Source organism: Hydrocarboniphaga effusa AP103 (genome assembly GCF_000271305.1).
GTDB lineage: Bacteria > Pseudomonadota > Gammaproteobacteria > Nevskiales > Nevskiaceae > Hydrocarboniphaga > Hydrocarboniphaga effusa.
Genome location: NZ_AKGD01000001.1, coordinates 2052163 through 2069063, shown reverse-complemented (window position 1 = coordinate 2069063; position 16901 = coordinate 2052163). Strand labels below are relative to the sequence as shown.

At 65.9% G+C, this 16901-nt stretch carries 19 protein-coding genes; 13 read left to right on the top strand and 6 right to left on the bottom strand.

Annotated elements, in window-relative coordinates; genetic code table 11:
- Positions 1-76: 76 nt before the first annotated feature.
- Positions 77-538: a hypothetical protein gene (locus tag WQQ_RS09070; protein WP_007184856.1), complete on the bottom strand. Its 462-nt coding sequence runs from the start codon at positions 536-538 to the stop codon at positions 77-79.
- Positions 539-884: 346 nt separating this feature from the next.
- On the opposite strand from WQQ_RS09070, the gene WQQ_RS09065 reads away from it, so the two are divergent.
- From WQQ_RS09065 to WQQ_RS09050, 4 genes are all read left to right on the top strand, one after another.
- A complete protein-coding gene (locus tag WQQ_RS09065; RefSeq protein ID WP_007184855.1) occupies positions 885-2135 on the top strand; it encodes an MFS transporter in 1251 nt (416 codons plus the stop codon).
- A gap of 4 nt (positions 2136-2139) precedes the next feature.
- Positions 2140-3222 (top strand): uroporphyrinogen decarboxylase, encoded by a 1083-nt coding sequence (gene hemE / locus WQQ_RS09060; RefSeq protein ID WP_007184854.1) that lies wholly within the window; start codon positions 2140-2142, stop codon positions 3220-3222.
- Between the two features lie 58 nt (positions 3223-3280).
- A complete protein-coding gene (yihG, locus tag WQQ_RS09055; RefSeq protein ID WP_007184853.1) occupies positions 3281-4234 on the top strand; it encodes a 1-acylglycerol-3-phosphate O-acyltransferase, YihG family in 954 nt (317 codons plus the stop codon).
- 101 nt (positions 4235-4335) lie between these two features.
- Complete coding sequence (locus tag WQQ_RS09050; protein ID WP_007184852.1) at positions 4336-4674, top strand: P-II family nitrogen regulator; 339 nt, start codon at positions 4336-4338, stop codon at positions 4672-4674.
- A gap of 10 nt (positions 4675-4684) precedes the next feature.
- Here WQQ_RS09050 and WQQ_RS09045 read toward each other — a convergent pair whose 3' ends face one another.
- Positions 4685-5605: an aq_1923 C-terminal domain gene (locus WQQ_RS09045; RefSeq protein WP_007184851.1), complete on the bottom strand. Its 921-nt coding sequence runs from the start codon at positions 5603-5605 to the stop codon at positions 4685-4687.
- A gap of 128 nt (positions 5606-5733) precedes the next feature.
- On the opposite strand from WQQ_RS09045, the gene WQQ_RS09040 reads away from it, so the two are divergent.
- Entirely contained in the window at positions 5734-6165 is a 432-nt protein-coding gene (locus tag WQQ_RS09040) for a DUF4124 domain-containing protein (RefSeq protein WP_007184850.1), read from the top strand.
- Between the two features lie 86 nt (positions 6166-6251).
- Here WQQ_RS09040 and speE read toward each other — a convergent pair whose 3' ends face one another.
- Positions 6252-7106: a polyamine aminopropyltransferase gene (speE, locus tag WQQ_RS09035; protein WP_007184849.1), complete on the bottom strand. Its 855-nt coding sequence runs from the start codon at positions 7104-7106 to the stop codon at positions 6252-6254.
- 132 nt (positions 7107-7238) lie between these two features.
- On the opposite strand from speE, the gene speA reads away from it, so the two are divergent.
- Both speA and WQQ_RS09025 read left to right on the top strand, forming a co-directional pair.
- Positions 7239-9134: a biosynthetic arginine decarboxylase gene (speA, locus tag WQQ_RS09030; RefSeq protein WP_040453257.1), complete on the top strand. Its 1896-nt coding sequence runs from the start codon at positions 7239-7241 to the stop codon at positions 9132-9134.
- Positions 9135-9199: 65 nt separating this feature from the next.
- A complete protein-coding gene (locus WQQ_RS09025) occupies positions 9200-10375 on the top strand; it encodes a DUF1444 domain-containing protein (protein ID WP_007184847.1) in 1176 nt (391 codons plus the stop codon).
- An 87-nt stretch (positions 10376-10462) separates the two neighbouring features.
- Here WQQ_RS09025 and WQQ_RS09020 read toward each other — a convergent pair whose 3' ends face one another.
- The 3 genes from WQQ_RS09020 to WQQ_RS09010 form a co-directional block, all read right to left on the bottom strand.
- Positions 10463-11350, bottom strand: coding sequence for a fructose bisphosphate aldolase (locus WQQ_RS09020; RefSeq protein WP_007184846.1), 888 nt, complete (start codon positions 11348-11350; stop codon positions 10463-10465).
- A 317-nt stretch (positions 11351-11667) separates the two neighbouring features.
- A complete protein-coding gene (locus WQQ_RS09015; RefSeq protein WP_007184845.1) occupies positions 11668-12072 on the bottom strand; it encodes a DUF2721 domain-containing protein in 405 nt (134 codons plus the stop codon).
- A 61-nt stretch (positions 12073-12133) separates the two neighbouring features.
- Positions 12134-13570: an aldehyde dehydrogenase family protein gene (locus tag WQQ_RS09010; protein ID WP_007184844.1), complete on the bottom strand. Its 1437-nt coding sequence runs from the start codon at positions 13568-13570 to the stop codon at positions 12134-12136.
- Positions 13571-13685: 115 nt separating this feature from the next.
- Between WQQ_RS09010 and WQQ_RS09005 the strand changes: the two genes are divergently transcribed.
- The 6 genes from WQQ_RS09005 (at position 13686) to WQQ_RS08985 (ending at position 16901) form a co-directional block, all read left to right on the top strand.
- The gene (locus tag WQQ_RS09005; RefSeq protein WP_007184843.1) at positions 13686-14609 is read left to right on the top strand and encodes a LysR family transcriptional regulator; all 924 of its coding nucleotides are present in this window, start codon (positions 13686-13688) and stop codon (positions 14607-14609) included.
- A gap of 49 nt (positions 14610-14658) precedes the next feature.
- Entirely contained in the window at positions 14659-14898 is a 240-nt protein-coding gene (locus WQQ_RS09000; RefSeq protein ID WP_007184842.1) for a hypothetical protein, read from the top strand.
- Between the two features lie 8 nt (positions 14899-14906).
- The gene (locus WQQ_RS08995) at positions 14907-15707 is read left to right on the top strand and encodes an HAD family hydrolase (protein ID WP_007184841.1); all 801 of its coding nucleotides are present in this window, start codon (positions 14907-14909) and stop codon (positions 15705-15707) included.
- Between the two features lie 89 nt (positions 15708-15796).
- Positions 15797-16054 (top strand): hypothetical protein, encoded by a 258-nt coding sequence (locus WQQ_RS08990; protein ID WP_007184840.1) that lies wholly within the window; start codon positions 15797-15799, stop codon positions 16052-16054.
- 106 nt (positions 16055-16160) lie between these two features.
- Positions 16161-16313 (top strand): hypothetical protein, encoded by a 153-nt coding sequence (locus WQQ_RS24285; RefSeq protein ID WP_007184839.1) that lies wholly within the window; start codon positions 16161-16163, stop codon positions 16311-16313.
- A gap of 42 nt (positions 16314-16355) precedes the next feature.
- Positions 16356-16901 (top strand): hypothetical protein, encoded by a 546-nt coding sequence (locus WQQ_RS08985; protein WP_007184838.1) that lies wholly within the window; start codon positions 16356-16358, stop codon positions 16899-16901.

Sequence of the window (16901 nt, the reverse complement as noted above, 5' to 3'; positions counted from 1 at the left end):
CCGTTTCCCATCGCTCCCCAACTCGCCCGACCTGAGGCCGGATTGCTCGCCGCCCCCGCGGCGCAAGAAGCCGAGTCTAGACCCAGCCGAAGCTGCGCAGCAGCCCGGCGAACAGCACCAGGAATCCACCGATCTCGGCCACGCACAGTGCGACCATGAACACCAGCAGGCCGTGGCGCGGCAGGGCGATGGCGCCGACGCGGTGCGGGCGGCGGAACTGGTTGTCGGTGTCGCCGAGCAGGCCGTGCAGCACGTAGCCGCCGATCGCGAGCGCGAAGAAGGCCAGCGGAGCGGCCGCCGCCCAGAAGTTCACTGTTTCGCTCCAGGCCGACAGCCCGGCGAACACCGCGATCAGCAGCGCCGCGAAGCTGTAGAACAGCGCGGCGCGGTGCGCGATGTCGATGTAGGCCGGGGCCTGCGCGGCCGGCGTGCGGGCCATATGCGCATATTTCCAGACGCCGGTGAGCAGGCCGCTCAGGAAAAACACGCCGGCCGAAGCCAGGGCAAGCTTCACCGCATTGGAGTCTGGATTGAGCATGAGCAGGTTCCGGTGGAGATCGTTACTTATGATCAGTTTGTGATTCGAATATATATAAATAATCAATAACGGCTGTGATCAACTATCGCTATAGATGCGATGTTAGGCAAAAAATCAAGGGCCGAGATTTTCTGTACGTTTTTATAGTTTTGTATTTGTTTTTAAAACTCAAACATTGATCTTTTACATCGAGCTTTTATCCCGTCCGCGGCTTGATCATCTACGCCTAAAAGAGATTTATTTAAATAAATTATCACGACCAACTCAGCTGGCTGTGGGACAATAGCGATTCAATATTGAGTATCTAGCGATATAAATATCTTTCAGTCGATATTTAATCACGAGCATGGTCGCCCTCGTCCTGTCCGCCATTTCGGTCTTCGCTGCCGCGGCGCTGTTCGTCGCCGGGCAGATGCTGCTCGGGACGCAGCTCCCGCTGTCGCTCTCCGCGGCCGGCTTCGGCTCCGCCCATATCAGCCTGGTGCTGCTGTTCTACTCGCTCGGCTTCATGCTCGGCTCGCTGATGGGTCCGCGGCTGATCGGGCGCGTGGGCCATATTCGCGTGTTCGCGGCCTTCGCCGCGCTGATCTGCTGCTGCGCCCTGCTGCACGGGGCCTTCCTCGACGATCTGCTGTGGATGGTGCTGCGCGCGATCTCGGGCTTTTGCGGCGCGCTGCTGCTGATCGTGCTCGAAAGCTGGATCAACGCGCATGCGACGCCGCAGCGACGCGGCCGGCTCATGAGCCTGTACATGGTCAATTACTACCTCGCGGGCGCCGGCGGGCAGCTGTTCATCGGGGTGTTCGATACCGGCGACGCGCGCGTCTTCATGCTCGCGGCCGGCTTGCTGGTGCTGTCGTCGGTGCCGCTGAGCCTCACTTCGCGGCCGGCGCCGCCGATGCCGGCCTCGGGCCGGCTGGCGTTTCGCGAGCTGTTCGAAGCCTCGCGCATCAGCGTGTTCGGGGCGGCGGCGGCGGGCTTCGCGATGGCCTCGTTCTACCAGCTCTCGCCGATCTCGGTGAAGCAGCTCGGCCACGATCTCGACACGGTGGCGCGCTACATGGCGCTCGCGGTGCTGGCCTCGATGGTCTTGCAGTACCCGATCGGCCGGCTGTCGGACCGGCTCGACCGGCGTCGCGTGATCCTGGGCATCTCGATCGCGGTGGGCGCGGCCTCGCTGCTCGCGGCGACGCTCGGGCAGCTGTCGCTGGCCATGCTGTTCGCGGGGAGCATGCTGTTCACGGCCACCGCTTCGAGTCTCTACCCGGCCTGCCTGGCGCGGCTCAACGACCGCACCGGCGGGCGCAATCCGGTGGCCGCCAACGCCAGCCTGTTGCTCTGTTACGGCCTCGGCCAATGCGTCGGCCCGCTGTGCAGCGCCGCGGTCATGGGCTTGATCGGCCCGGCCGGGCTGTACGTGTCGATCTTCCTGGTGCTGTCGGCCTATGCGGCCTACAGCTTGCATCGGCTGCGCTTCGCCGACACCGCGGTCATCGACCAGCAGCCGTACCTGCCGATGTCGGCCGATTCGACGCCGGTCATCGTCAACGTCGAGCCGCCGCCGCAGAGCGCGCAACCGCAGACTCAGCAACAATAGAAAGATGAACGCCAGCCCGACCGCGCAACAAAGAACCCTCGCCAACGACCGCTTCCTTCGTGCCCTGCGCCGCGAACCCGTGGACCGCACGCCGGTCTGGATGATGCGCCAGGCCGGTCGCTACCTGCCCGAATACCGCGCCAGCCGCGCCAAGGCCGGCGGCTTCATGGACCTGTGCCGCAACCCCGAGCTCTGCTGCGAAGTGACGATGCAGCCGATCGCGCGCTACGGCCTCGACGCCGCGATCCTGTTCTCGGACATCCTGACGATTCCGGACGCGATGGGCCTGGGGCTGTCGTTCACCGAGGGCGAAGGCCCGCGCTTCGAGCGCCCGCTGCGCACGGCAGCCGACGTCGACAAGCTCGGCGTGCCGGACCCGGAGGGCGAGCTGCGCTACGTGATGGACGCGGTGCGCACCATTCGCGGCGCGCTCGGCGACTCGCTTCCGCTGATCGGCTTTTCGGGCAGCCCATGGACGCTGGCGACCTACATGGTCGAAGGCAGCGGCAGCAAGGAATTCGCCAAGGTCAAGGCGATGGCCTATGGCGACCCGGAGCTGCTCGACCGCCTGCTCGCCACGCTCGTGCAGTCCGTGACCCAGTATCTGCTGGCCCAGATCGCGGCCGGCGCCGATGCGGTGATGGTGTTCGACACCTGGGGCGGCGTGCTGCCGCCGGCCGCGTATCGCCGTCATTCGCTCGAGCCGATGGCGCGCATCGTCGCCGCGCTGAAGGCCAAGGCGCCCGGCATTCCGGTGATCCTGTTCACCAAGAACGGTGGCCAGCACCTGTCGCAGATGGCCGACACCGGCTGCGATGCGCTCGGCGTGGACTGGACCACCGATCTGGCCGATGCCCGCGCGCGCGTCGGCGGCCGCGTTGCCCTGCAGGGCAACCTCGACCCGACCGTGCTGTTCGCCAAGCCCGAGCGCATCCGTTCGGCGGTCGCCGCGGTATTGGAGAGCTACGGCTCGGGCAACGGCCACATCTTCAACCTCGGTCACGGCATCCATCAGCACACGCCGCCCGAGCATGCCGGCGCGATGATCGAGGCGGTGCGCGAACTGAGCCCGGCTTATCACCGTTAAGGACGGCCGTTGAAGCGAACGGGCTGACGGCTGCCGGAGTCTTCGAGCAGGAGGTCGCATGCTGTCGATGCTGTTGCCGGCGCCGTTGATCGGCGTGCTGACGGTTGGCCTGATGCTCGTCAATTTGATGGGCATCGGGCTCATGCTGGCGCCCGGAATCCTGATCAAGGCGCTGGTTCCGATTGCGCCGGTGCGGCGCCAGGCGACGCGCTATCTGCTCGCCGTCGCCGATCTCTGGGTGCTGTTCAACGGGCTCATTTACCGGCTGTTGCAGGACGTTCGCTGGCAGATCGAGATCGACGGCCGGATCGAGCCGGGTCGAAGCTACCTGATCGTCTGCAATCACCAATCCTGGGCCGACATCCTGGTACTGGCCGACGCGCTGCACGGCCGCACCTGGTTTCCGCGCTTCTTCCTCAAGCGCGAGCTGATCTGGGTACCGATCGTCGGTGTCGCCTGCTGGGCCTTGGACATGCCGTTCATGCGCCGGCATTCGCGCGAAGCGGTCGCCAAGAATCCCAAGCTGCGCGAGGACGATCTGCGCGCGACCCGCGAGTTCTGCGAGAAGTACCGCAGCGAGCCGATCGCGGCGGTCAATTTCGTCGAGGGCACGCGCTTCACCGAAGGCAAGCGCGCCCGCAGCGGCTCGCCGTATCGTCATCTGCTCAAACCCAAATCGGCGGGCTTGTCGTTCACGCTCAACGCGATGGGCGAGCAATTCGCCGGGCTGGTCGATGTCAGCATCGCCTACAAGCCGCCGGCCAAGGCGGGCGGCAGCGTGGTCTGGAGCTGGCTCTGCGGACAGCAGCAGACACTCGTATTGCAGGCCGAAGTACGGCCGATTCCGCAGGCCATGCTCCGCGGCGACTACGAGAACGACGCCCGCTTCCGCGCCGATTTCCAGAATTGGGTCAGCGAGTTGTGGGCGCACAAGGATGCGCGGCTCGACGAGCTCAAGATTCGGGCGAAAGACGGCCTGGCACGCCCGGTGGCTCCGTCCGCGAGCCACTGATCGGGGCCAGCGTCGCGCTCGCAGTAATGCGGACTTCTACTTAAACCGGGGCATGGCCTAGACTGATGTCACATTTCCCAATGCCTGTCGCAGAGCCCGCCATGAAAATGCTCATCGCCATCATCAAGCCGTTCAAGCTCGACGCGGTCCGCGAGGCGCTCTCCGATATCGGCGTCCAGGGCATGACGGTCACCGAAGTGCGCGGTTTCGGCCGCCAGAAGGGCCACACCGAGCTCTATCGCGGCGCCGAATACACGGTCGACCTGCTGCCCAAGATCAAGCTCGAAGTCGCCCTCGCCCCGGAAACCGTCGACGCCGCCATCGACGCGATCGCCAAGGCCGCGCGCACCGGCCAGATCGGCGACGGCAAGATCTTCGTCTACGACCTCGGCCAGACCGTGCGCATCCGCACCGGCGAAGCGGGCGTCGACGCGGTCTGACCGCAGGGTTTCAGCCGGAGCCCGGCGCGGGCTCCGGTGCCTGCTCCAGCAGGCGGAAGCGAAGGCCCAGCAACTGCGGCCAGTCGCCGACCCGGTAGAGCGAGAGATTCTTCAGAATCACGTCGTCGCCGGGCGGATCGAGATCGATCGCCGCGCGCCGCGGATCGCGGATGAAAGCGCGTAGCGCCGCACTGGACGCCTCATCCCATTTCCATCGTTCGCGCGTCGCCCGGCGGTCGAGCTCGGCGATCAGCGCCTGAGCGGTCGCCTCGGGCGTCAGCTGCAGTTTCGTCGCCCAATACTGCCGGTAGCGCGGCATCAGGCCGCGATCCTCGATCTCCAGATTCAGCTTGCGCAGGCCGATCTGGTCCGGAGCCCGCTGTAGCTGGCTCACGGTCGCGTCGAGCTGCAGGCCGAAACGCAGATCGGCGAAATCGGCGCCCTGCGCGTCGCCATCGAGCAGCAGCAGACTGGAAGCAGCGACCTGCTGCCAATGCAGCCGGCCGTGCAGATGCAGCGCGTCGTAGCCGAGCGCGGCGAGCGCCGGCGGCGCCTGGCGACCGCGCAGGCGATAGGCGTCCTGCATCGGCAACACGAGATCGGTATAGCGCAGGCGTAGCTCGGCCAGGCTGCCGTCCTCGCCGAAGCTCGGGCGATCGAAGTCGACGCGTCCGATGCTGAGCCGATAGCCGAGCGGCGTTCCGAGCGCGGCTTGCGTGAGGCCGGTCGGTTCGAAGCTGAGGTTTCGTACCGAGCCGCTGCCCCAGAGCCAGACCCAGATGCGCTCGTAATGCAGCCGGCCGTAGCCCTGCCATTGGGCGGCGATCTGCTGGGCGACGAATTCGGCGCGCTGCAGCAGCCACCATTGGGCCGCACCGGCGGCGATGCCCGCGAGCAACAGCAGTCGCATCAGCAAGGCACCCAGGCTCACGGACCGCTCCGGCGGAGAACTGCGGACGATTGTAGGATCGGGCGCTGCGTTCCGGTCATCGTCGCGGATCGTCCGCTCGTCCAGGCCCGACCGGCGGCCAACCCGCCTGCCGCCACACTCGGAGCATCATGCGTCCAAGTCCCCGCCACCGGCTGTTCGTCGCGCTGCTCGCGCTGGCCGTGCCGGCCGCCAACGCGGGCGTCTACAAATGGGTCGATGCGAAGGGGCAGACGCATTACGACGATCGCAGCGTCACGGGTCAGCTGGTCACGCGCCAGGTCATCGACCAGCGCGTGATCGCCGCCGCGCCGGATTGGGCGACTTCATCGGTGCCGGCCGATTACGCGCAGCGGGTCACCGCGCGCTGCACCGAGCTCGGCGCGCGGCTGCAGGCGTATCGCTCGGCCACGCAGCTGTTCGGCCGCGATCCGGATGGCCAGGTCTATGCGATGTCGAGCATGCAAACGGGCCTGGCGATCGCCGAAACCCGGCGCGACGCCCGGCTGTACTGCGCGCCCGACGCCGCTCGTGAGCTCTACGCCCAGGGCAGGACGCCCTGAGCGATGCCGTCATTCCCGCGAATGCGGGGCTCCAGTTTCAACGCCGCCCCGAAAGCCTGGATGCCCGCCCGCGCGGGCAGGACGGCTTATTGGCCGATCGCCTTGGCGACGTAGTTCGGCACCGCGAACGCGCCGCGGTGGATCGCGGCGTTGTAGTACTGCGTGTCGAGTTTGGCGATCGCGGCGGCATCGAGGCGCTCGACGAGCGGGGCCGACGACTTGCTCGCGATCGAGCCCGACCACCAGCCCGACGGATACAGCGGCTGCGGGAAGTGGAACAGATGCGTCTGCGCGAAGCCGGCGACGCGCATGGTCTCGTGCATTTCCTTGATCAGCTCCAGGTGCAGCAGCGGTGATTCCGACTGCTGCACGAGCATGCCGTCGGGCTTCAGCGCCTTGATGCAATCGAGGTAGAAGCGGCGGCCGAACAGGCCTTCGGCCGGGCCGACCGGGTCGGTCGAGTCGATGATGATGAGGTCGATCGATTCCGGCGCCGCGTCCTTCATCCACTGGATGCCGTCGCCGAAGAACAGCGTCGCGCGCGGATCGTCGTTGGCCGTGCAGAGCTCGGGGAAATACTGCTCGGCCAGGCGCGTCACGCGCTCGTCGATCTCGACCTGCGTAGCCTGGGTGACTTCCGGATGCTTGAGCACTTCGCGCAGGGTGCCGCAATCGCCGCCGCCCACGACCACGACGTTCTTCGGGTTCGGGTGCGAGTTCAGCGCCACGTGCGACATCATCTCGTGGTACAGGAAGTTGTCGCGCGTCGACACCATCGTGCAGCCGTCGATGGTCATCAGGTAGCCGAAGCTCTCGGTCTTGAAGATCTCGATCTTCTGGTACGGGGTCTGTTCCTCGTGCAGCTTCTCGCCGAGCTTGAGCGAGAACGCGGTGCCGGTGGCTTCAACCGGCTCGGTGAACCAGGACTTGTCCAATGCCATGCCAAAAACTCCATCACGCAACGTAAAGAGGGCGCGAGTATAAAGGCTGGCCCGCTGCCCCCGGGTGACATTGCTGCGACAATGCGCGCCCCGCAAAACCTTCCGCCGTCCGCCCGAGGCCCGATCGTCACGATGAAACAAGCCCCCTGGTCCGCCGCCCGCGCCCGCGAGCTCTACAACCTGCCGCAATGGGGCGAGGGTTATTTCGACGTCAGCGACGGCGGCGACCTGCTGGTTCGCCCGTTCCGCGAGGCCGATTCGACGGCCGTGAACCTGCACGAAATCGCCCGTCGCCTGCCGCTCGAAGGCCTGGAGCTGCCGGTACTCGTGCGCTTCAACAACATTCTCGAAGACCGCGTCGATGCGCTGACCGGCGCCTTCGCGCACGAGATCATCGATCTCGGCTACACCGGCCGCTACACCGCCGTGTATCCGATCAAGGTCAACCAGCAGGCCGACGTGGTGAAGACCATCGTCCGTCACGGCCGCGATCGCACAGGCCTCGAAGCCGGCAGCAAGCCCGAACTCGCCGCCGTGCTGGGCCTGGCGCCGCCGGGCTGCATCATCGTCTGCAACGGCTACAAGGATCGCGGCTACATCCGCCGCGCACTGATCGGGCAGAAGCTCGGCCACACGGTTTACATCGTCGTCGAAAAGCTCTCCGAGCTGCCGATCGTGATCGCCGAATCCAAGGCGCTGAACGTGGCGCCGATCATCGGCCTGCGCGTGCGCCTGGCCTCGGAATCGGCGAGCACGCAGCAGAACACGGGCGGTGAAAAGGCCAAGTTCGGCCTCGCCACGCCGCAGGTGCTCGAGGCGCTCGAAATGATGCGCGAGGCCGGCCACATCGATGCCGTGCAGATGGTGCATTTCCATCTCGGCTCGCAGGTCGCCAACGTGCAGGAAATCGCGCGTGGGCTGCGCGAGGCGGCGCGCTTCTACGTCGAGCTGCGCCGTCTCGGCGCTCCGATCGACACCGTCGACGTCGGCGGCGGCCTCGGTGTCGACTACGAAGGCACGCGCTCGCGCAGCTATTGCTCGATGAACTACGGCCTGCGCGAATACGCGCGCAACATTCTTCGCACCTTGCGCGAAGTCTGCGCCGAGGCCGGCGAGCCCGAGCCGAACGTCATTTCCGAATCCGGCCGCGCGCTGACCGCGCATCACGCGGTGCTCGTGACCTCGGTGATCGATCAGGAAGTGGTGCCGACCTCGGCGATCGAAGCGCCCGAAGCCGATGCGCCCGACGCGCTCAACGAGCTTTACGCGCTGCTCTCGCAGATCGACACGCGCGGCCCGATCGAATGCCTGCACGACGCCGTGCATTTTCTGTCCGAAGCGCAGGGCCATTACGCCGAAGGCCTGCTCACGCTCAAGCAGCGCGCCTGGGCCGAGCGCGCCTACTTCGCTGTGGCCCGCGCGGTGCAGCCGCAGCTCGACCCGAGCATTCGCGCGCAGCGCGAGGCGATCGATTCGCTCAACGAAAAACTCAGCGCGAAATACTTTTGCAACTTCTCGGTGTTCCAGTCGGTGCCGGATGCCTGGGCGATCGAACAGGTGTTTCCGATCCTGCCGATCCACCGCCTCGACGAGCGCCCGGGCATTCGCGCGCGCTTGTGCGACCTCACCTGCGACTCCGACGGCCGGCTCGATCGCTACGTCGATCGCGAAGGCGTGACGCCGACGCTCGCATTGCATGAACTCGAAGACGGCCAGCCGTACATGATCGGCATCTTCATGGTCGGCGCGTACCAGGAAATTCTCGGCGACATCCACAACCTGTTCGGCGACACCAACGCCGTCAACGTGGTGCTCGACGCGAATGCGCCGGAAGGCTGGCGACTCGAAGGCGCCGAACACGGCGACCGCACCGACGAGCTGCTGCGCTACGTGCACCTGGCGCCCGAGGAACTCGCGCAGAGCTATCGCAAGAAGTTCGCGGGCCTGAGCTCGGTCAGCGCAAGCGAGCGCGCGGCGCTGCTGGCCGAACTCGAGGCGGGGCTTTCGGGGTATACGTATTTGAGTTGAGTGGACACCAGGGCTTCCGATGCTCGTCTGCACCATCGTCTCCGTAGATTTCAGGTCGCTTGCCGATGCGCTTCGCTTTTTGGAATCCAGCCGCCGCCCGACGGAAGTTTCGCGACCGGATCGCAGACTCCATTCGCAAGCGCTTTCCTGAACTGAGAATCGAATCGCCGGGCGATCTCGACTTGGTGGTCGCGCTTCCGCATGGCGGCGAAGTAAGACTGGCCTTGGAACGGGGCTACACAGAATTCTCCAAATCGCCCAGTTCGTTCGACGACATTGCCCATCGCTGGCTTGGTGCTATCGCAGACGAACTGGACACGCTGAGCCCGGAGCGCGCGCTCGAAGCACTGGTCGCGATGATCAAGTCGCAAAGCTGGCTCGAGGACCAGATTGCAGCCACGCGCGATATGGATGCGAGCGCGAAGTTCGATCTCTGGTGGCGGCCATACAACGAAGAGCTGATCGTCGTGCTTGCCGATTTTCGCCAGGGCATTCGGTATTTGCATCGCTCCGACGTGCGCGCGTTCGATCGACCTGAAGCGGAACTCGAATCGATCGGCGTTCACAATCTGCTACGGCGAACCACCGACCGCAGCGTGACGTCCGACTCCGGGCTACACCTGCTCGGCGCAGGCGGGAACCTCGAAGCATCGCTGTTGCTCGACGATGATTTACTCGCAGACCATCGCCTTACGGTAGAAGGGGAAGCGCTGATCGGGATTCCGGATCGCGACTCTCTAATCGTGTCGGCATCGGAGAGCCCTTCCGATGTGTTCTATGCCAGTTCGGCAGTGTCGTATCTGTTTGAACGCGAGGCATACCCGTTATCACGCAACTTATTCGTGAAACGCTCGGGCAGCTGGGTGCCACTGGACCTTGGGCTCATCGACGAAAGCCACCCGATCCCCAATCCCGACGTAATCGATATTCATGCGGCAAAAAAGGAGGGCGGAACCGTTGCGGTCATGCTCATCCCTTCTCCGCTGAACAGCGATCCACGTTCGGTATTTCGTCTGTTTCGTAAACTTCGGAACTATCTGGACTGGCTCGGCTCGGCCTCTTATTCAGAGAAGTACGGTTCGCCGACTGCCGAAACAACCCGCATCGAGGTTCGCCTGCATCCGGACTCCTCACCAGAGATCAGCGCTCTGCTGCAGAGTTTGATTCCCTGGGTCGAGGCACGCCATGCGACGCTGGAAGCAGTCGTGGACGAGCCTGAAAGCAACGGTTCCACTCACTAAGTCGTGGCGTGATGCGCCGTCTTACTCATAAAAAAGGGTGGCGCGATCAGATCGCGCCACCCTTTTTTCGACTGAAAGCCTGACGGCTTACTTGATCGAAGCCGCGTAAATCTCGTCGATCGCCGACTTCAGCGAGGCGTTGAATTCCGCATCGCTCATCTGGTGGCGCAGGTCTTCGAGCAGCGCGCGCGAGAAGCTCGCGATGATGCCCGGGTTCTTGGCGAGTTCGACGCAGGCTTCCGGGCGCTTGAAGCCGCCCGAGAGCGCCACCACGCGCAGCACGCGCGGATGCTTGACCAGCGGTTCGAACAGGCCGGCCTTGGTCGGCAGCGAGAGCTTGAGCATGACCTTGTCGGTGCCCGGCAGGCTGTCGAGGTTCTTGATCAGCTCTTCGAGCAGGATCTGGTCGGCCGCGGCGCGCTCCGGGCTCTTGATGTTGACCTCGGGCTCGATGATCGGCACGAGACCGGCGGCGAGCACCTGCTGGCCGACTTCGAACTGCTGCTTGACCACGGCGGCGATGCCTTCGCGATTGGCGAGGTTGATCACCGAGCGCTCCTTGGTGCCGAACACGCCGAGCGCCTTCGACTTCTTGAGCAGCGCATCGAGCGTCGGCATCGGCTTGAGCAGCTGCACGCCGTTGGCTTCGTCTTCCAGGCCCTTGTCGATCTTGATGAACGGCACCACGCCGCGCTCGATCAGCACGGTCGGAACCGGCTTGCCATTGATGCTGCCGTCCATGGTGCGCTCGAACAGGATCGCGCCGAGCACCTTGTCACCCGTGAAGGCGGGCGAGGTGATGATGCGCGAGCGCATCTGGTGAATCAGGTCGTACATCCCTTCTTCGGTCGACCATGCACCTTCTTCGATGCCGTAGCCCTTGAGTGCCTTGGGCGTGGAGCCACCGCTCTGGTCCAGCGCCGCGATGAAGCCGCTGCCGCTGGCGATTTTCTTCAACATGTCCTGATGCTGCATGCAAGTCGCCTCGTTTGGGTTGAGTATCTGAAGTACGCAGGCCACCAGACCTGCGCCGTACAGCATGTGCCGCTGCATGGCGGACAAGCGCTTGCGCGACCGCCGACGACCACGCCGCAATGCCCGGCCAGCGGCGTCGTCCACCCTCAATCATACAGCCCAGGCCATCCCGGCAGCGGCCTTTTTATGGCGGACGTTCCGGCATCGGGCAGCTTGGGTGTCCTCGTCCACCGAAATTCGCGAGCGGCGACCCGGTTCAGCTTGCGATGAGACCCGCCACGCCGCGACAGTTGTCGCGTCCCTGACGACATTGCGCGCTACGGCAGTGCGACACCGCGTATCGCCTCGACCTCGATCTGCAGCGCGCGGACCGACATCTGGATTTCGCGCAGCGACAGCAGCAACGAAGCGAGCATGCACAGCAGCGCCAGGCCGAACGCGAGCTGCGCGAGCAGCTCCATGCTCAGGAACAGCAGGAACAGGCTGGCGACGCAGAAGATCAGGCTCAGCACGCCCAAAGCCTGCGTATGGCGGATCAGCGACAGGCGCCGGCTCAGGCTGTCGATCTGCCGCATCAGCGCGTGGCTGGGTTGCTCATGGTGCTTGGCGATCAGACCGCGCACCAGGCTCGCGAGGCCGAGGAAGCGGTTGGTGTAGGCCAGCATCAGCAGGGAAATGGCCGGAAACAGCAGGCCCACGGTGTTGTAGGAAAGCGTGGTCATCGAATTGTTGCAGGGCGTGGAAAGGCGTCCACGATGCAGGAACCGCTCCGGCCCGGCCGATTCAGCCCGCCACGAGCACCGCCTTGGTTTCGAGGTAGGCCTCCATTCCCCAGCGCCCGTTCTCGCGGCCCAGGCCGGATTGCTTCATGCCGCCGAACGGCGCCTGCGGCTCGTGCGCGAGCGTGTTGACGAGCACGCGGCCGGCGTCGATCTGCGCGGCCACACGCTCGCCGCGCGCCGGGTCGGCCGTGATCACGAGCGCACTGAGGCCGTAGCGCGTGTCGTTGGCGATGGCGATGGCCTCGGCCTCGTCGCGATACGGAATGATCGCGAGCACCGGGCCGAAGATCTCGTCGCGCGCGATCGTCATGTCGTTGCGCACGTCGCCGAACAGCGTGGGCCGCACGAACCAGCCGCGCTGCAGGCCCTCGGGGCGGCCCTCGCCGCCCGCGAGCAGGGTCGCGCCCTCGTCGAGGCCGATGCGGATGTAGCGCTGCACGCGCTGCCACTGGCGCTCGCTGACCATCGGGCCGATCTGCGTGTCCGTCTCGCGCGGATCGCCGGATTTCGTCGCCCGCACCGCCTCGGCGATCGCGCGCTCGAACTCGGCCTTGCGCGATTGCGGCACCAGGATGCGGGTGCCGGCGATGCAGGCCTGGCCGCTGTTCATGAAGCCCGCCCCGATCACCAACGGAACCGCCTGCGCGATGTCGGCGTCGTCGAGGATCACGGTCGGCGACTTGCCGCCGAGCTCGAGCGTGACGCGCTTGAAGCTCTCGGCGCCGCTGCGCAGGATCGCCTGGCCGACCGCGGTCGAGCCGGTGAACGAAATCTTCGCCACGTCCGGGCTCGCGCTGATGGCGGCGCCGACCACCTCGCCGCGGCCCGTGACGATGTTGAACACGCCCGGCGGCAACCCTGCCGCGTGCAAGGCCTCTGAGACCATGCGCGTCTGCAGCGCGGACAGCTCGCTCGGCTTGATCACCGTCGTGCAGCCCGCCGCGAGCGCGGTCGCGAGCTTGCCGCAGATGAAGCCCGCGTCGCTGTTCCAGGGCGTGATGAGCCCGGCGACGCCGACCGGCTCGAGCCGCACGGTGGCGCCGCCCGCGCGGCGCTCGAACTCGAAGTGCCGCAGCGTTTCGATGGCCTGGTCGATCACCATGACCGGGTATTCGGCCATCCAGCGCGAGCGCGCGGCCGGAGCGCCGTACTCCTCGACGATGGCCTCGAGCAGTTCGTCCTGGCGCGCCGCGACCGCCGCGCGCAGGCGCTCCAGCAAGTCGATGCGCTGCTGCCGGCTGCTGCGCTTCATCCCCGGCAGCGCGGCCTTGGCCGCGGCGATCGCGCGCCGCGCGTCCTCGGTGTCGGCCAGGCGCACGCGGCCGATGGTTTGCTCGGTGGCCGGGTTGTGCAGCTCGAACCACTCGCTGCCGTGCGGTACCACGAACTGGCCGTCGATGTAGACCTGGTCGATGTCGGGATGCCGGATGTCTTGCATGGAAATCTCCTGATGGAAAACCGTGCAGAACAGTCTGGTGGCGGCCGATCGTTTGGATAAGCGGGTTTATGATGCACGGCCCGCCCCGTCTTTCAGGACAATCTCGACAATCTCCATGCGCCGGTCCGGTTTCACCGAGCTCGAAGCGGTTCTCGCCGTCGCCCGGCGCGGCAGCTTTCGCGCCGCGGCCCGGGAACTCGGCATGTCGACGACGGCGATCAGCGCGGCCGTGGCCGGACTCGAAGCACGTTTACAGGCCCGGCTGTTCAACCGCACCACGCGCTCGGTCGCGCTGACCGAGGCCGGGCAGCGCTATGTGCAGCGCATCGCCCCGGCGCTCGCCGAAATCCACGGCGCGGCCGAGGAAATCCACAGCCAGCCCGAAGCCCCGGCCGGCACGCTGCGCATCAACGCACCGAGCGAAACCGTGCAGATGATCTTCGAGCCGCTGCTGCTCGAATTCCTGCGCCGCCATCCGCAGATGCGGCTCGACATCGTCACCGAGCCGAGGCTCGTCGACATCGTCGCCGACGGGTTCGACGCCGGCATCCGGCTCGCCGAATCGGTACCGCAGGACATGGTCGCGCTGCCGATCAGCGCGGATCTGCGGCTCGTCGTCGTCGGCTCGCCCGCGTATTTCGCCGAGCACGGCCGGCCGCGGACGCCCGACGATCTCGCGCAGCACCAGAGCATCCGGCTGCGGCTCTCGCACGGCGGCATCTATCGCTGGGAGCTCGAACGCCGCGGCCAGAGCGTGCTCGCCGATCCGCCCGGACGCGTGGTGCTCAACGAAATGCCGGCGATCCGCGCGGCGGCCTGCGCGGGCGCGGGGCTCGCGTTCCTGTCGGAGTGGCATATCGCCGACGATCTCGCCGCCGGCCGCCTGGTCCGCGTGCTCGAAGACTGGTGTCCGCCGTTTCCGGGCTTGCGGCTGTACTACCCGGGCCGGCGTCACCTGCCGCCCGGTTTGAGAGCGCTCGTCGCGCTCATCCATGAACTGCGTCCGGGCGAGCCGCGTCGGGCCGGGGCCGGACGGTGAATTCCGCTCGCTTCGCTATAGTCGCGAACGACGCAACGAGGAGATTCTTATGGGTGTGATCAGCGTGTTGTGGGGCATCCTGAGCCTGCTGTGGGCCATGCTCGCGTTCATTCCGCTGCTCGGCTGGGGCAACTGGTTCATGATCCCGTTCGCGGTCGTCGGCGCGATCATCGGCGGCTTCGGCGCGCTGCTCGGAGAGAACAGCCGGGCCAAGGCCGGCCTGGTGCTCAACGTGCTCGCGATCGCCATCGGCGTGTTCCGGCTGACCATCGGCGGCGGCCTGATCTGAGCCAACCGATGAGCCCCGCGCTCGCGCGTCCGCAGGTGTTGCTGTTCGACTGGCACGCCACGCTCGCCGACACCCTGGACGCGATGTATTACGCGCTCGACGAGGTGCTGCCCAGGCTCGGCCCGCTGGGCCTGCTCGATCGCCTGGTGTCGCCGCAGGATTCCAAGACTGTCGAAGACGCGCGCCTGGTGAGCTATGTGCGCAAGCACGGCCGGCTGCATCCGAAGATCAGCGCGCAGCGGCGCATCTCGCGCACCGACATCTTCGAGCTGCTGTTCGGCGGCGACGAGGAGGCGAAGAAGATCGCGCACGCGGAGTTCGACGCGCTCTACGAGCGCCACTTCGGCCCCGTGAAGCCGATGGAAGCCGATGCGCGCGAGCGCCTGCTCGAACTTCGCGCGCTCGGGCTCAAGCTCGGCGTACTGTCGAACCGAGCGCGGCGCTTCATGGCGCACGAGATCTACGTGATCGACGGCAGCGGTTGGCACGAGCTGTTCGACGCGATCGTCTGCGGCGACGATGTGGAGAAGCGAAAACCCTTCCCCGATCTGATCCTGAAAGCGCTGGCCGACATCGGCGCGCCGGCCGACGCGCATTGCTGGTACGTCGGCGACAGCACCGCGGACATCATCGCCGGCAAGAACGCGAACGTCAGCGCGATCTTCTACAACGGCGTCGGTTGGGATGCGGCCTGGATCGACAAGATTTTTCCGGGCACCGAGCGCTATCCGCAGCGGCCCGATGCGGTGATCCGACGTTTGCCCGAGCTGATGAAGCTCGTGGGCGAATCACTGGCCGCAAGGCACTGAGCCGTACCGCTCACCTCGCGGCAAGCAACCCTCTCTAGGGTCTTGGGCAAGGCTCGATGCCCGCATCGAGCTCATCATCGGAGCCCGTCATGGATGACGACCTGAGTCTCGCGCGATTCTGCGCCATTGCGTTTCCGATCCTGATGGCACTGGTCGCCATCGGCGTGTTGCTGCGCATCAAGATCACCCGCCGCCTGCAGCCGCATGCGAGCAATGCGATCGACCGTACCGTCCCCGCCGAGCCGCTTTCTGCGCACGATGCGCGGGCCATGTGGCGGCGCTATTGGTGGAGCGTCGCCTTCGCGTTGGCCTTGATCGTGGTCGCGGCCATTGCGATCTTCGCCTGAGGTCTTGGATTCAGGCCTCGCACACGCGGCCGGGCGTTAACTGCAGCACAGACGAACTGCTGCACAGGCGAAAGCCTAGCCACACGGTTGAAAGAGGAACGGCGCCATGAACAACACACATGAACCCGGCTCGAAGCCTGTCGATCCCGATATGCCGGAGACGGAGGAAGACCTCGTACGCAAGCGCGACATGCCCGGCAACCCGGTGGGCCCCGACCATCCCGAAAAGCCGGATCAGCCCACTCGTCGCGAAACCTGAGGAAGGGTCATGCAGGCCCGAACCTTCGAACAAGGAGCCCCCATGAGCGCAAAAAAGCCAACCTCGAAGCATTCCGCTGCCCCTGCCGACCGCCACACGCCTCAGCGCCTGCGCTTCGATCGCGGGGATGAGCGGGGAGACCGCCGGGGCGATCCGGATGCCCGGGACGCGAGCAACGAAGCGTTTCCATCCGAGCGCGTCGAGCAGGCCGGCCAGACCGGCGGCGAACGTCCGGACACGGATGTAACAGCCGATGATCTATCGCCGGAGACCTTGCTCGACTCCGAGTCCTCGCGAACGCCCTCCGCGCGAGGACGGCGCATCGTCGCCGACCGCGACTTGAGCATCACCGATCAGCCGCCCGGCCTCGGCAGCGGGCTCGACGAGGCCGAAGATGCGCAGCGGCAGCCGGTAGGTCGAATCGAAGCCGCCAAGCTGCGTGAGAAGAGCCGCGAACATGCCTCGGATCCGAATTACTTCGAGCCCTACGAAGCCGCCGTGCAAGCCGAGCTGACACGCGAGGGAGCGCAGAATTCTGGCAGCGATCATCGCGGCACGAAATCTGGCGATACGAAATCCAAGCGGTAA